A 13,451-nucleotide genomic window follows, 5' to 3' on the forward strand; every position below is an offset into this window, starting at 1 on the left:
ACAAGCGAGGGAAACATGATGTTTCGCCTGAAGCACCTCCGTCCAGTCAGGAATGCGGCGCGTCGCGCGGCAGGCCTGGTTGCAGCCGTCATCCTTGCGATCGCCGGATGCGCGGCCGTCCTGGAAGCGACGCCGGCTCTGGCAGAGCCGCGCTTCGCGGTCGTGCCCAAGCGAACCATCTATCCCGGCGAGCAGATCGATTCGAGCCAGCTCGAAGAGGTCGAGGTCACCAATCCGAACATCGCGCCCGGCTATGTCGAGGAAATCGCGGCGGTGGACGGCCTGGTCACCAAGAAGACCCTTCTTGTCGGACGGATCATCCTCGCCTCGGCGCTGCGCGAGCCCTATGCGGTGTCGCGTGGCAAGTCCGTTCAGCTCGTCTTCCAGAGCGGACCGCTGACGATCCGGGCATCCGGCATGCCGCTCGAGGACGCCTCGGTCGGCGATCTCATCAAGATCCGCAACATGGATTCCGGCGTGATCGTATCCGGTACCGTGATGGGTGACCATTCAGTGCATGTGGTGGCAAAATGATTAGACCGTTCCTGTCCCGATTGCTGGCTGCCTTCGCGGCACTGTCGCTGACGGTGGCACCGGCGCATTCGGCAGCGCGCATCAAGGATGTCGCGTCGCTGCAGGCGGGACGAGACAACCAGCTGATCGGCTACGGTCTCGTCGTCGGCCTGCAGGGCACCGGCGACAGCCTGCGTTCCTCGCCGTTCACCGACCAGTCGCTGCAGTCCATGCTGCAGAACCTCGGCATCAATACCCAGGGCGAGCGCTCGCGTGCGAAGAACATCGCAGCAGTATTGGTCACCGCGACGCTGCCCCCCTTCGCCAGCCCCGGCAGCCGCATCGACGTCACCGTCGGTTCGCTCGGCGATGCCACGTCGCTGCGCGGCGGCTCGCTCGTGATGACATCATTGACCGGCGCCGACGGCCAGATCTATGCCGTTGCGCAGGGTTCCGTCGTGGTCACCGGCTTCAACGCGCAGGGCGAGGCGGCGTCAATCCAGCAGGGCGTCACCACCGCCGGCCGCGTTCCGAACGGCGCGATCATCGAACGCGAGCTTCCGGCCCGCTTCAAGGACAGCTCGGACCTAACGCTGCAGCTGCGCAATCCCGACTTCTCCACCGCAGTCGGCATGGCGGACGCCATCAACCGCTACGCCGCCACGCGCTTCGGTGGCCGGATCGCGGACGCGCGCGATTCCCAGGCCGTCTACGTGCAGAAGCCGAAGAACGCGGACCTCGCGCGGCTGATGGCGGAGTTGGAAAATCTCGTCATCGAGACCGACGTGCCGGCGCGCGTCGTCATCAACGAGCGCACCGGCACCATCGTGATCGGTCAGGACGTGCGCATCTCCGAGGTGGCCGTCAGCTATGGCACGCTCACCGTACAGGTCACCGAGATGCCGAAGGTCGTGCAGCCGCTGCCGTTCTCCGACGGCGTGACGGCGGTGGAACCGAATACCGACATCATCGCCCAGCAGGACGGCGGCACCGTCGCCATTCTCAACGGCTCCAACCTTCGCACGCTCGTCTCCGGGCTCAACAGCATCGGCGTGAAGCCTGACGGGATCATCTCGATCCTGCAGGGCATCAAGTCCGCCGGCGCACTTCAGGCAGAACTGGTGCTGCAATGACGATAGCCATCGACAAGCTTCCGATCATTCGCGATCTGCGGGCTCTTCTCCTTCCCGCAGCCGGCGTGCTGATGCTCGCCATGCCGGGTGCACAGGCCGAGGAGCGCCCGGTCATCGTCACCAGCCAGGCGAGCGCGGACGAGATCCGCGAATTCTGCACCAATATCTCCGACAAGGCGCGCGACCAGCGCTATCTGCTTCAGCGGCAGGAGCTGGAAAAGCTGCAGCAGGACGTCGACAGCCGCATCGAGACGCTGGAGAAGCGCCGTGCGGAATACGAGGATTGGCTGCAGCGGCGTAACGATTTCCTGAAGACCGCCGAGGCCGGTCTGGTCGAGATCTACAAGAAGATGAAGCCTGATGCTGCGGCGGTCCAGCTGGAGAAGGTCCGGCCCGAGGTCGCCTCGGCGATCGTGATGAAACTCAATCCGCGCTTGTCGAGCCTGATCCTGAGCGAAATGAAACCGGAGACGGCTGCATTGCTCGCCAGCATCATCGCCAGCGCCTCTGATCCGAATACCTCGAAGGACCCGTCATGAAGAAGCTCGTTGTCGCGATGATGGCCACGTCGCTCTTGTCCGGATGCGCCAACCAGGCGCTGAGAGAAGTCGGCCGCGCTCCGTCGATGAGCCCGATCGGCAGCGGTCTGCAATATGCACAGACGCCGCAGATGGCGCTCTATCCCAAGCAGCCGCAGACGCGGATGGCAGGCTATTCCACCTGGAGCGACAATCAGTCGAACCTGTTCAAGGATTCGCGCGCGATCAATGTCGGCGACCTCCTGACGGTGACGATCCGCCTCAACGATGAGGCGACCTTCGACAACAAGACCGACCGCAGCCGCACGAACAAGAGCGGCATGAACTTCTCGGTGGCTGGCGAGGGCGACAATTTCAGCCTGAGTACGGACGGCGATCTGACCTATGGCTCTTCGACGAGCACCAAGGGCGACGGCAAGACCGAGCGTTCCGAGCGGCTCAACCTTCTTGTCGCAGCGGTCGTGACCGGCGTGCTGGAGAACGGCAATCTCCTGATCAGCGGATCCCAGGAGGTCCGCGTGAACCACGAGTTGCGCATCCTCAACGTCGGGGGCATCGTGCGTCCGCAGGACGTCGATTCCAACAACCGAATCTCCTACGAAAAGATTGCCGAGGCACGCATCTCCTACGGTGGCCGTGGTCGCCTGACGGAAGTCCAGCAGCCGCCATGGGGACAGCAGCTCGTCGATCTCTTCTCGCCGATCTGATCGGCATACCCGGAACACGAAGACGGAATGCGCATATGGCGGACCTGGAACAGGGCGGCGAAAGCAAGAAGAAGCCATCGCTGGTCATAACGATCGCAATCATCGCCGGTCTGAGCGTCGTTGCCGGTGGTGGCGGCTGGCTGGTCGGGAACATGCTGGCGCCGCCACCATCCGAGACGGCGCCGGTAGAGAAGGCGGCCGCCGAAGGCGAACAGAAGACGGGCGACGAGGGCGAGATCGTCCGCGTCGCAACGGAAGCAAACGGCATCGTCGCGCTGGAGCCCTTCACCAGCAACCTCGCCTATCCCGCCGACAACCTTGTTCGCATGGAAGTTGCCCTTGTCTTCAAGGGGCAGCCTGACCCGGTTCTGGCCGAAGCGATCCACCAGGACATCATGGCCTATATGCGCACAGTGTCGCTGCAGCAGATCCAGGGGCCGCGCGGCTTTCAATATCTACGGGACGACCTGAAGGAGCGGGTTGACCTTCGATCGGAAGGGCGCGTAACGAACATCATGTTCCGAACCTTTGTGATCGAATGATTCGATTTTTTTCGACGACCTTCGTCGCCCTTGTGGCGATGACCAGCCTTGCGTACGCCCAGCAGACGCCGGCCCAACTGCTCAATACGCCCATCGACGGTTCGGTGGCGTCCTGGATCATCCGCACATTCGGTCTTCTGACCGTGCTTTCGGTCGCTCCCGGTATCCTGATCATGGTGACGAGCTTTCCGCGTTTCGTCATCGCCTTTGCGATCCTTCGCTCCGGCATGGGGCTTGCGACGACGCCGTCGAACATGATCCTAGTCAGCCTGGCGCTGTTCATGACCTTCTACGTCATGGCGCCCACCTTCGATCGAGCCTGGCAGAGCGGCATAGAGCCGCTGATTGCAAACCAGATCGACGAGACGGAAGCGGCAAAGCGCGTCGCCGAGCCGTTCCGCGAGTTCATGACGGCGAACACCCGTGAGAAGGATCTGCAGCTCTTCGTCTCGCTTGCCGAGGAGCGGGGCCAGACGGTGGTCGTCGACGGCAAGGTCGATCTCCGCGCCGTCATCCCGGCCTTCATGATCTCCGAAATCCGGCGCGGCTTCGAGATCGGCTTCCTCGTTGTTCTGCCTTTCCTGGTGATCGACCTGATCGTTGCCACGATCACCATGGCGATGGGCATGATGATGCTGCCGCCAACCTCGATCTCCTTGCCCTTCAAGATCCTCTTCTTCGTCCTCATCGACGGCTGGAACCTCCTGGTCGGCAGCCTCGTCCGCTCGTTCCAATAAGCCTTGCCGGGGCGTTGCGAGTGTGATGGTTCTTGCGCGCCGCTAAAAAGAGCGCGGCGGTTGCGCGACAAACGACCTGCGTCAGATTTTTTGGCCAGAAGCGTCGGGGCTGACCTAAATGTTCGCGACGCCGAGGTGTCGGTAACGTTTCCTAGTTCGACATGAGAAAAGCCCCGTATTGACCGATACGGGGCTTTCTCTGGTTCTTGTCTATATGCCGCTTACTGGAAGCGCGTCGTCCGGGGCGGCAGCGCGGGTACGTCGAAGTGATCCGGTTCCAGCCCGTTGCGGGCGCGATCGGCCATCGTCTCGTAGGCCGTCTCCAGATGGCGGCAGAACCGCTCGGAATCGAACAGCGGTGCGATCAACAGGTTTTCCGCCAGCTTCGATTTGTAGCCGGCGACCCGATCAGGATTTTCGTAGCAGGCGATCGCCTCCTTGACATAGGCCGACGGGTCGGCCGTCACCAGCTCCGGCAGTCCGATGGCATTCAAGAGGCTTTCGCTGACGCGCGAAGCGAAGTTCGTGCCCTTCATGGCAATGACGGGGAGACCGCCCCAAAGCTGCTCCGACGTCGTGGTGTGGCCGTTGTAGGGGAAGGTATCGAGGCCGACGTCGGCGGCCTGCAGCCGGTTGAGGTGCTGCTCGTAGCTCACCTTCGGGGTGAAGATGATTCGCCTTGGCGAGATGCCTTCGGATTCGAACTTGTTCTCGATGTTGATCCGCGAGCGTTCGGACGTCGTCAAGAGAAGCAGGCTGCTGTTCTTCGCTCGCTTGAGGATCTTGACCCAGAGATTGATGACCTCGAGGGAGATCTTGCGATTGTTGTTGAACGAGGCGAAGAGGAAGGTGTCTTCCGGCAGGCCGAGTTCCGCGCGGCTGTGCGGCGTCAGCGGTGACCGGTTGACCGGATCGTTCGGCTGGTAGGTGTCCGGCAGGCGGCAGAACTTCTCGTGATAGTACGGCTTGGAGGTGTCCTGCAGCACGTAATGGTCGCCGATGACGTAATCGAGATCGACGTTGAGCGTCGATCCGGGAAAGCCGAGCCAGGCGACCTGGACCGGTGCGGTCGGATAGCTGAGGATGCCGGGCCGCGCGTCTTTCGTATGGCCCTTCATCTCGACGAGGATGTCGATCCCGTGCGCCCGGATGGTCGCCGCAGCCTCTTCGTCGGACATGTCGAGGATGGAGACGACGTTGCCCCATGTGCTGCGATCCGCCGTGTTCCGTTCCAGCAGCCTTGCAGGGGTGTAGCAGAACAGCGTGATCTCGAAGCGCTCGCGATCATGGCGCTCCAGCACGTTGCGCAGCAGCTTCATCGTCGCGTGCAGGTCCCAGAAGTCCGAGGACAGGTAGCCGATCCTGATCTTGTCGGACCATGTATGCGGCATCTGCCGGCGGAGCGCGGTCGTTTCCGGCGCCGCGGCCCGGATCGTGTACTGCGACAGACTGTTGATCTTCTCGTCGCCGCACCAGTTCAGGTTGAACCAGGGGTGTTCACGGGAGAGATCTGCGAGATCGCCCTTGGCATAGGCCTTGTCGAGCAGCGGCTGGTGCTTTTCGATTGCAACGTAGTCGTTCAGCTCCCGCGCCTGCGTGAGATAGACGCTGCGGATGCCTGTGTTGCCGGGCGCGCCTTGCAGAACCTTCTGGGTCGTCAGGTAATTGTTCTCGTCGGCGAGGTGCTCGGTCAGCAGCTGACCGGCCAGGGCTATGTGCTCCGGCTTGCCACTGGTGATCAGCGGCTTTCTCAGTCCTTCGAGGATGTCGCGTTCGCCGCGCTTCAGGAAGATTGTCGCCAGGACAAAAGCTACGTCCGGATCGTTCGGATCCTTCTCGAAGAGCCGCTTGCCGGAGACGAGTGCTTCGTCCTCGTTGCCGCATTCGAGATGAAGGGTCATCGCCTGCTTGCGGTACTCCGTGGAGTGGGCGTCGTCATAGCTCGCGGCGACTTCGAAGATGGAGGCTGCATCGGACCGCAGGCCGATCTTGGCGAAAGTCTTCGCCAGCAGCGCATAGGTCTTTCCGTCCTTCTGGATGTCGAGCAGCTTGTTCAGCGTATGCAGGGCCTGTCGGTATTCGCCCTTCTGGTATTCCAGCGAAGCGATCGAAAACGAGACTTTCGGGTTCAACTGCGGGTGCTCCATTCGAACTGGTGGCTGTTTGCAGCGATTCGCGATCGATCGCGCCTCGCCGCACATGGGTCGGGGAACCGTACCCGGTGAACCTTGCGCGGGTCAGTCGCCCGGCGATTCCGGGGGGCAAAAATATGGTTAAAATTATATTCAAGATAAGCTTTCGCTCTTAACCATATAAACTTCACATCTATTAACTATGCGGGAAAGACCGCAAAATCCTACTGTCGAAATTAAGGAGCGGGAAAGGATTGGGCCCGATATTCGTCCTCACACGACAGGTTTGGTTTCTCGGGATGAATATAGAGACCAAGTGGCATGAAGCCGATCTGTAGTAGCCGGTAGTAAATTTAAGTCCGGTATGTCCCCAGCAATAGTATTTCGTAAAAGGGACAAATCTAATGTCTAGCATCATGACGAACTCTTCGGCTCTCTCGGCTCTCGCCACGCTGCGTTCGATCAACAACGACATGGAGACCACCCAGGATCGTATTTCGACCGGCTACCGCGTTGGCGCTGCCAAGGACAACGCCGCTTACTGGTCGATCGCCACCACCATGCGTTCGGACAACCAGGCGATCTCGTCGGTTGAAGACGCACTCGGCATGGGCGCCGCCAAGGTCGACGTAGCTTACGCCGGTATCGAAGCTGCAATCGACATCGTCTCGGAAATCAAGTCGAAGGTCACCGCGGCCAACGAAGAAGGCATCGACAAGTCCAAGGTCCAGGAAGAAATCAACCAGCTGAAGAAGCAGCTGCTGTCGGTTGCGACGGGCGCTTCCTTCAACGGCGAAAACTGGCTGGTTCCGGATGGCACCGCTGCCAAGACCGTCGTCACCGGCTTCGTCCGTGACGCCGACGGTGGCGTCAAGGTCACCACCGAAAGCTACGACGCCTCTACCAATGCGCTGTTCACCGACACCACCGGCACCGGCGGTATCCTGGGCGACATCTATGCTGACAGCTGGACCGTTGACTCCACCGGCGCCGACCTCGAACAGATGCTGACCGACGTCCAGACGGCTCTCGACTCACTCCAGACGGCCGGCTCGGCCCTGGGTTCGCTGTCCAAGCGCGTCGAACTGCAAGGCGATTTCGCATCCAAGCTGAGCGACGCGCTCGAGAAGGGTGTTGGCCGCCTCGTTGATGCGGATATGAACGAGGAATCGACGAGGCTTAAGGCTCTGCAGACGCAGCAGCAGCTCGGCATTCAGGCCCTGTCGATCGCCAACTCCAACTCGCAGAACATCCTGTCGCTCTTCCGTTAATCGGATTGAGCGCGGGTTCTCCCGCATCGCAGGAAACATCGAAGGCCGCGTTCCGATCAGGGGCGCGGCTTTTTTCATTTTTATTTTTCCCGTTCAATCTTGGTTAACTTTATTGGTGTTTCCTTAGCCCATCGAAACGGCGGGTTAACTAAGAAAATTAACCAGTTAGCAGGCATGAACGCTGACCGCCGTTTCCCGGTGAAACCCGGAATGTCCCTTTCTTTTCGTTTCGCTTTTAGGGGCACCAATTATGACGAGCATTCTGACCAACATCGCAGCCATGTCGGCACTCCAGACGCTGCGTTCGATCAACTCCAGCATGGAAGAAACCCAGGGTCGCGTATCCTCGGGCCAGCGCGTAGGTGAAGCTGCCGACAACGCCGCCTACTGGTCGATCGCCACCACCATGCGTTCGGACAACAAGGCAATTTCCGCCGTTCAGGACGCCCTCGGCCTCGGCGCCGCCAAGATCGATACCGCCTATGCCGGTATGGAAAGCGCCATCGACGTCGTTTCCGAGATCAAGGCCAAGGTCGTCGCCGCCACCGAGCAGGGCGTTGACAAGGCCAAGGTTCAGGAAGAAATCAAGCAGCTGCAGGACCAGCTCGTTTCGATCGCCAACGGCGCTTCCTTCAACGGCCAGAACTGGCTGGTATACGACAGCAACAACACTGCAGCCGACAACCCTGCCACCAAGACGGTCGTTTCCGGCTTCATCCGCAACGCCGACGGCACGGTTCTCACCAGCTCGACCGAATACGCGCTGACGGACGTCGTCGCCACCGGCGGCCCGTCGATGAACGTCCTTTTCCAGACCACGGACGGCACCGTCGGCGGCGGTATCCTGGGTACGGGTGCAGAAGACCTCGGCGTGACCGGCACGGCTGCGAACTTCTCCGCAAGCACCTCGATCCAGAGCATGGACATCACCGACTACACCGACGGTGACATGAGCCTTGCCCTCTCGCTGGTCGAAGCCGGTCTGAAGCTGATGCAGAGCGCTGCTTCGCAGCTCGGCTCGATCTCCATGCGCATCGATCTGCAGGAAGAGTTTGCAAACAAGCTGAGCGATGCAATCGACTCCGGTGTCGGCCGACTGGTCGACGCAGACATGAACGAGGAATCGACAAGGCTGAAGGCGCTGCAGACCCAGCAACAGCTCGGCATCCAGTCGCTGTCGATCGCCAACTCCAACCCGGAAAACATCCTCTCGCTCTTCCGTTAATCGGAAACAGCATCAGGTATTTCGAACTGGCAGGCCGCGCCCCGCAAGGAGCGCGGCCTTCGCTATTTTTCCTGCTGAAGAATTCCGTTTAAGGTTTGTTAACCATGATTGCATTATCTGGAGCCATCGAAACGATGGGTTAACCAAGGCGAAGATTCGGTTAACAGGCATCAGGCCGCTCCATCGTTCCCGGCGATACCGGGATGTCCCTTTTTAAAGACCTAGCCGTTGAAGGGGCCCTTTCCAATGACCAGTATTCTGACCAACAATGCCGCAATGGCTGCTCTGCAGACGCTGCGCACCATCAACGACAGCATGGAAGAAACGCAGGCGCGTGTCTCTTCCGGTCTGCGCGTCGGCTCCGCAGCCGACAACGCCGCCTACTGGTCGATCGCGACGACGATGCGCTCGGACAACAAGGCGCTCTCGGCAGTCGAGGATGCTCTCGGTCTCGGCGCCGCCAAGGTGGACACTGCCTATGCGGCGATGGAAAGCGCCAAGGACGTGGTCGAGGAAATCAAGGCCAAGGTCGTCGCGGCCACTGAGCAGGGCGTCGACAAGGCCAAGGTTCAGGAAGAAATTGGCCAGTTGCAGAAGCAGTTGATGTCGATTGCTGAATCGGCATCCTTCAGCGGCGAGAACTGGATCGCCGGCGACGCCGCCGACAAGAGCGTGGTTTCGGGCTTCGTTCGTTCGTCGGGGGGCACCGTCTCCGTCACGACGACCGGCTACACACTCAACGATGCGGCGACCGGCAATCTGCTATTTGGTGGCGATGGCAGCGGTGGCATCGATGCGACGAGTGGCATCGTCGGGACGACCACGGCCTTCTCCGGCGGTTCGACCTTTTCCGTCTACACGCTGGACATCACCGCATTCACCGGCACCTACGTTGCCGTCAACATGGCCGAAGCGCTAAAACTGGTCGAGGACTCCTTCCAGGCGATCACCAGTGCTGCAGCCGAACTCGGCTCCATTTCCATGCGCATCGGTCTACAGGCCGACTTCGCCTCGAAGCTTAGCGACTCGATCGATTCCGGTATCGGCAGACTTGTCGATGCGGACATGAACGAGGAATCGACCAGGTTGAAGGCGCTGCAGACGCAGCAACAGCTCGGCATCCAGTCGCTGTCGATCGCCAACACCAATTCCGAGAACATTCTCCAGCTCTTCCGTCAGTAAGCGGCGCCCTGGCTAGGGGCGACTTCGTCCCGCTCTGACTGGAAAAATCCGCGGTTCCGCAAGGAGCCGCGGATTTTTCGTTTCCCGTCGCCGGGCAGTGGAGCGCCCTGCTGACGGCTTGCGTGAAGCTTGCGCATTTTGCGATTTGGATCCGCGGCTCGCAGGATCTTAAGAAATCCCTAACGGCGTTAACCATTTGTTAACTATTTGCCGATTAACCCTTTGTTAAGAATGATGGACTGTCGCCCAGGGCAAAACGGTTGGTGACAGCGCGCATGACGCGGTTCCTCCGTTGCCGGTTTTTCACTCCGGCCTGCAAAACATCCCCCATACAAGGTATTGACGATGGCCAGCATTTTGACCAACGCCGCCGCCATGGCAGCGCTGCAGACCCTGCGTACGATTGACAGAAGCCTCGAGACAACCCAGGCGCGCGTTTCTTCCGGCCAGCGCGTCGAAACGGCGGCGGATAACGCGGCCTACTGGTCGATTGCCACCACCATGCGGTCCGACAACCGCGCACTATCCACCGTTCAGGACGCATTGGGACTGGGTGCTGCGAAAGTCGATACCGCCTATGCGGCGATGGAAAGCGCCATCGAGACGGTGCAGGAGATCAAGGCGAAGCTGGTCGCCGCCTATGGCGTCGGTAACGACCGCGAAAAGATCCAGGAAGAGATCGAACAGTTGCAGGCGCAGCTCAAGAGCGTTGCCGAATCGGCCTCCTTCTCCGGCGAGAACTGGCTGCAGGAAAAGATCAGCACCAGCGCCTCGGCCACCGTCGCGACGACCGTTACCAAGCAGGTGGTCGCATCCTTCATCCGCAACTCCTCGGGCACCGTCGCCGTGACGACGGTCGACTACCCGCTGAACGATTCGACGGTGCTCTTCGACCTCGGCGGCGGCAATCTCGGCATTCTCGACAAGGAAGCGATGGACGGAACCACCGCTCTCGGTTTCTCTGTCTCAACGCTCGACATCACCGATCTTGCCAGCGTGCAGACAGCGCTCGGCGCCGGCGCCACCGAGGAAGATGCCCTGGACGCGATGATCAAGTTCATCGACGGCCAGTTGGAGGCAATGACGAGTGCCGCTTCCAGCCTTGGTTCTATCCAGAAGCGAATCGAGATGCAGGAGAACTTCGTCGCCACCTTGATCGATACGATCAAACAGGGTGTCGGGCGTCTGGTCGATGCAGACATGAACGAGGAATCGACCCGTCTGAAGGCGTTGCAGACCCAGCAACAACTCGGCATCCAGTCGCTTTCGATTGCCAACACCAATTCCGAAAACATCCTGCAGCTCTTCAGGCAGTAAGGCTGCAATCCGCGCGGTCGCAGCGAAGGCGCATTGCCTTCGATCGGCCGCATCAGCTCCCGGTGTGCCATGGTCATCGGCACTCCGGACGCTTGGGCCGCGCGATTTGCCCTGGCGCGGCCCAAGACATTCATCCTCGCACAAGTTTGACCTTCTAGCTTCGCAACCTGCAGTCAGGAAGATTGTGCGCCGACGGGACGCCATCGGCGCGAAGTCCCAGGAGACATGACAGCGGTGTGGAAGAGTATGAAAGTGTCGAGGCAGCAAACAGGGCAGGGACGCGGGCGGTTTGTTCGCGTTCAGTACACATCGGTCGCAGACGCGCATCGCGGAGGCGTTCGATGAGCCTGCAGCTTGCAAGATATCTGAAGGATTTCAGCCCGCCGCGTCAGACGCAATCACCTTTCTTGCGAGATGGAGCCTTGGGAAGACCTGCCGCAGCACCGGAAGCGCTGTTCGATCTGTCCGATCCGGAACCGCAGGTGGATGTCGAGGCGGAGCGCGCCAAAGCGTTCGCCGAGGGCAGGGCGGAGGCGGAAGCTGATCTCTCTCGCACGCACCGCGAGGAGATGGAGGCGATGCAGGCCGCGCATGCAGCGAGCCTCGCCCAACTCCGCGACAGCTACGAAAAGCAGGCCGCAGCGATGATCGCCGAGCGATTTTCGGCGATGTCGGACACGATGGCCGACCTTCTGGCAAGCCAGGCGGCCAACGTGCTGGCGCCGGTTCTGGACGAGGTCCTGACCCGCAAAGCGGTTGCCGATCTGGCCACCATGATCCGCAGCGGCTGCCAGGAAGGTGAAGGTCTGGTGGTGACGGTGAAGGGACCGTCGTACCTCTATGAAATGTTGCTGTCGCACTTCGAGGGGCATGCCCCGCTGTTTCGCCACCTGGAAGCGGCAGATCTCGATCTTTCGGCAGAATTCGGGGATACGGTCCTGGTCACGCGCATGGCGGCCTGGGCTGACACGGTCCGCAGGGTACTGGCATGAGCGAAGAAAATCACCACAACGGCAAGAACGAGATCATCATCGTCAAGCGCCATGGCGACCACGAGGGCGAACACCACGCCTCCGCCTGGAAGATCGCCTATGCCGACTTCATGACGGCGATGATGGCCTTCTTCCTCGTCATGTGGCTCGTCAATGCCGCGAACGAGGAAACGAAGGCCTCGGTCGCCTCCTACTTCAATCCCATCAAGCTCACCGACGACAAGCCGGCCGACAAGTCGCTCAAGAAGCCCGGCAAGCAGGCGCAGGGCGAGGACACCCAGGAGAAATCCAACAGCGACGGCCAGAAGGAGGCGCAGTCGGAGGGTGCGGAGAAGGGCAAGGACCAGAGCACCACCGCAGGCGAAGAAGTGCAGTATTCGCAGGCCGATTTCTTCGAGAACCCGTATTCCGTTCTCTCGGAGATCGCGCAGGAAGTCGGGCAGCAGGCCAATGTCAGCGCCAAGGGCGATGGCGGCGCAGCCGATTCAGGTCCGGCCACGGGTGCTGCCGGCGGCGAGGCCTATCGCGACCCCTTCGATCCGGATTTCTGGACCCAGCAGGTGGAGATCAGCCAGGCAACCAGCGCCGGCAGCGAAGGCATCTCCAAGCCTGATCAGGACAAGGCTGCCGAGACCGCGGAAGCAAATCCGGAGGACGCTGCGAAGGAACAGAGCGAGGCCGAGCGCAAGGCATCGGACGACGCCGAGAAACTGCAGCAGGAAATCGTCCAGAACATCGGAACGCTCGGCAAGCTCGCCGAGGGCCTGACGGTGACGCCGGCCGAAGGCGGTCTACTGGTCAGCCTGACCGATCAGATGAACTCGGCCATGTTCAACGTTGGTTCGGCGTTGCCGAAGAAGGAAATGGTCGTCGCGATGGAGAAGATCGGCAAGATCCTTGCTGAACGCGGCGGTGCGATCGCCATTCGCGGCCATACCGACGCGCGGCCCTTCCGCGGCAATGGCGACAACTGGCAGCTTTCCGCCGCGCGAGCGCAAAGCGCCTACTACATGCTGGTGCGTGGCGGTCTTGACGAGAAGCGGGTCAGCCAGGTCAGCGGTTTTGCCGATCGCCGGCTGAAGGTTCCAGAAGATCCCATGGCCGATGCCAATCGCCGCATTGAGATCCTTGTCCAGGCGAATGAGAGTTAGCGCGATGCGG

13 protein-coding genes are annotated in these 13,451 nt (G+C 60.9%); 12 read left to right on the forward strand and 1 reads right to left on the reverse strand.

Translation table 11 applies throughout. The annotated features are described in order from the left end of the window. The first annotated feature begins 15 nt into the window (after positions 1 to 15). The 6 genes from flgA to fliP are packed head-to-tail and all read left to right on the forward strand — an operon-like array spanning position 16 to position 4,171. Positions 16 to 534 (forward strand): flagellar basal body P-ring formation chaperone FlgA, encoded by a 519-nt coding sequence (flgA, locus tag HV823_RS06880; protein WP_097141938.1) that lies wholly within the window; start codon positions 16 to 18, stop codon positions 532 to 534. Further along, positions 531 to 1,646, forward strand: coding sequence for a flagellar basal body P-ring protein FlgI (locus HV823_RS06885; protein WP_176948983.1), 1,116 nt, complete (start codon positions 531 to 533; stop codon positions 1,644 to 1,646). The genes flgA and HV823_RS06885 overlap by 4 nt, the downstream gene beginning before the upstream one ends. Next, positions 1,643 to 2,185 carry a MotE family protein gene (locus tag HV823_RS06890; RefSeq protein WP_176948984.1) on the forward strand — a complete coding sequence of 181 codons (543 nt, stop codon included), beginning with the start codon at positions 1,643 to 1,645 and terminating at the stop codon, positions 2,183 to 2,185. Before HV823_RS06885 ends, HV823_RS06890 begins: the two co-directional genes overlap by 4 nt. Beyond that, positions 2,182 to 2,892, forward strand: a complete 711-nt coding sequence (gene flgH, locus HV823_RS06895; RefSeq protein WP_176948985.1) for a flagellar basal body L-ring protein FlgH — start codon at positions 2,182 to 2,184, stop codon at positions 2,890 to 2,892. The genes HV823_RS06890 and flgH overlap by 4 nt, the downstream gene beginning before the upstream one ends. A gap of 35 nt (positions 2,893 to 2,927) precedes the next feature. Next, positions 2,928 to 3,434 (forward strand): flagellar basal body-associated FliL family protein, encoded by a 507-nt coding sequence (locus HV823_RS06900; protein WP_176948986.1) that lies wholly within the window; start codon positions 2,928 to 2,930, stop codon positions 3,432 to 3,434. After that, positions 3,431 to 4,171 (forward strand): flagellar type III secretion system pore protein FliP, encoded by a 741-nt coding sequence (fliP, locus tag HV823_RS06905; RefSeq protein WP_176948987.1) that lies wholly within the window; start codon positions 3,431 to 3,433, stop codon positions 4,169 to 4,171. Before HV823_RS06900 ends, fliP begins: the two co-directional genes overlap by 4 nt. 221 nt (positions 4,172 to 4,392) lie before the next feature. Here fliP and HV823_RS06910 read toward each other — a convergent pair whose 3' ends face one another. Next, positions 4,393 to 6,318, reverse strand: coding sequence for an O-linked N-acetylglucosamine transferase, SPINDLY family protein (locus HV823_RS06910; protein WP_176948988.1), 1,926 nt, complete (start codon positions 6,316 to 6,318; stop codon positions 4,393 to 4,395). 389 nt (positions 6,319 to 6,707) lie between these two features. Between HV823_RS06910 and HV823_RS06915 the strand changes: the two genes are divergently transcribed. The 6 genes from HV823_RS06915 (at position 6,708) to HV823_RS06940 (ending at position 13,441) form a co-directional block, all read left to right on the forward strand. After that, positions 6,708 to 7,574, forward strand: a complete 867-nt coding sequence (locus HV823_RS06915; protein ID WP_176948989.1) for a flagellin N-terminal helical domain-containing protein — start codon at positions 6,708 to 6,710, stop codon at positions 7,572 to 7,574. 250 nt (positions 7,575 to 7,824) lie between these two features. Next, positions 7,825 to 8,799, forward strand: coding sequence for a flagellin N-terminal helical domain-containing protein (locus tag HV823_RS06920; RefSeq protein ID WP_176948990.1), 975 nt, complete (start codon positions 7,825 to 7,827; stop codon positions 8,797 to 8,799). A 246-nt stretch (positions 8,800 to 9,045) separates the two neighbouring features. After that, positions 9,046 to 9,981 carry a flagellin N-terminal helical domain-containing protein gene (locus HV823_RS06925; protein WP_176948991.1) on the forward strand — a complete coding sequence of 312 codons (936 nt, stop codon included), beginning with the start codon at positions 9,046 to 9,048 and terminating at the stop codon, positions 9,979 to 9,981. A 345-nt stretch (positions 9,982 to 10,326) separates the two neighbouring features. Beyond that, the gene (locus HV823_RS06930) at positions 10,327 to 11,298 is read left to right on the forward strand and encodes a flagellin N-terminal helical domain-containing protein (RefSeq protein WP_176948992.1); all 972 of its coding nucleotides are present in this window, start codon (positions 10,327 to 10,329) and stop codon (positions 11,296 to 11,298) included. Positions 11,299 to 11,720: 422 nt separating this feature from the next. Then, complete coding sequence (locus HV823_RS06935) at positions 11,721 to 12,290, forward strand: hypothetical protein (RefSeq protein WP_246300951.1); 570 nt, start codon at positions 11,721 to 11,723, stop codon at positions 12,288 to 12,290. Then, positions 12,287 to 13,441, forward strand: a complete 1,155-nt coding sequence (locus HV823_RS06940; RefSeq protein WP_176948994.1) for a flagellar motor protein MotB — start codon at positions 12,287 to 12,289, stop codon at positions 13,439 to 13,441. The genes HV823_RS06935 and HV823_RS06940 overlap by 4 nt, the downstream gene beginning before the upstream one ends. The last annotated feature ends 10 nt before the right edge of the window (positions 13,442 to 13,451 follow it).

The organism is Mycoplana rhizolycopersici (assembly GCF_013378445.1).
Lineage (GTDB): Bacteria > Pseudomonadota > Alphaproteobacteria > Rhizobiales > Rhizobiaceae > Mycoplana > Mycoplana rhizolycopersici.

Coding starts and splice junctions, on each gene's coding strand:
- HV823_RS06910 (WP_176948988.1), bottom strand. CDS start 6,318: ATGGAGCACCCGCAGTTGAACCCGAAAGTCTCGTTTTCGATCGCTTCG.
- HV823_RS06940 (WP_176948994.1), top strand. CDS start 12,287: ATGAGCGAAGAAAATCACCACAACGGCAAGAACGAGATCATCATCGTC.
- HV823_RS06930 (WP_176948992.1), top strand. CDS start 10,327: ATGGCCAGCATTTTGACCAACGCCGCCGCCATGGCAGCGCTGCAGACC.
- HV823_RS06885 (WP_176948983.1), top strand. CDS start 531: ATGATTAGACCGTTCCTGTCCCGATTGCTGGCTGCCTTCGCGGCACTG.
- HV823_RS06900 (WP_176948986.1), top strand. CDS start 2,928: ATGGCGGACCTGGAACAGGGCGGCGAAAGCAAGAAGAAGCCATCGCTG.
- HV823_RS06920 (WP_176948990.1), top strand. CDS start 7,825: ATGACGAGCATTCTGACCAACATCGCAGCCATGTCGGCACTCCAGACG.
- flgH (WP_176948985.1), top strand. CDS start 2,182: ATGAAGAAGCTCGTTGTCGCGATGATGGCCACGTCGCTCTTGTCCGGA.
- HV823_RS06915 (WP_176948989.1), top strand. CDS start 6,708: ATGTCTAGCATCATGACGAACTCTTCGGCTCTCTCGGCTCTCGCCACG.
- HV823_RS06890 (WP_176948984.1), top strand. CDS start 1,643: ATGACGATAGCCATCGACAAGCTTCCGATCATTCGCGATCTGCGGGCT.
- HV823_RS06925 (WP_176948991.1), top strand. CDS start 9,046: ATGACCAGTATTCTGACCAACAATGCCGCAATGGCTGCTCTGCAGACG.
- fliP (WP_176948987.1), top strand. CDS start 3,431: ATGATTCGATTTTTTTCGACGACCTTCGTCGCCCTTGTGGCGATGACC.
- flgA (WP_097141938.1), top strand. CDS start 16: ATGATGTTTCGCCTGAAGCACCTCCGTCCAGTCAGGAATGCGGCGCGT.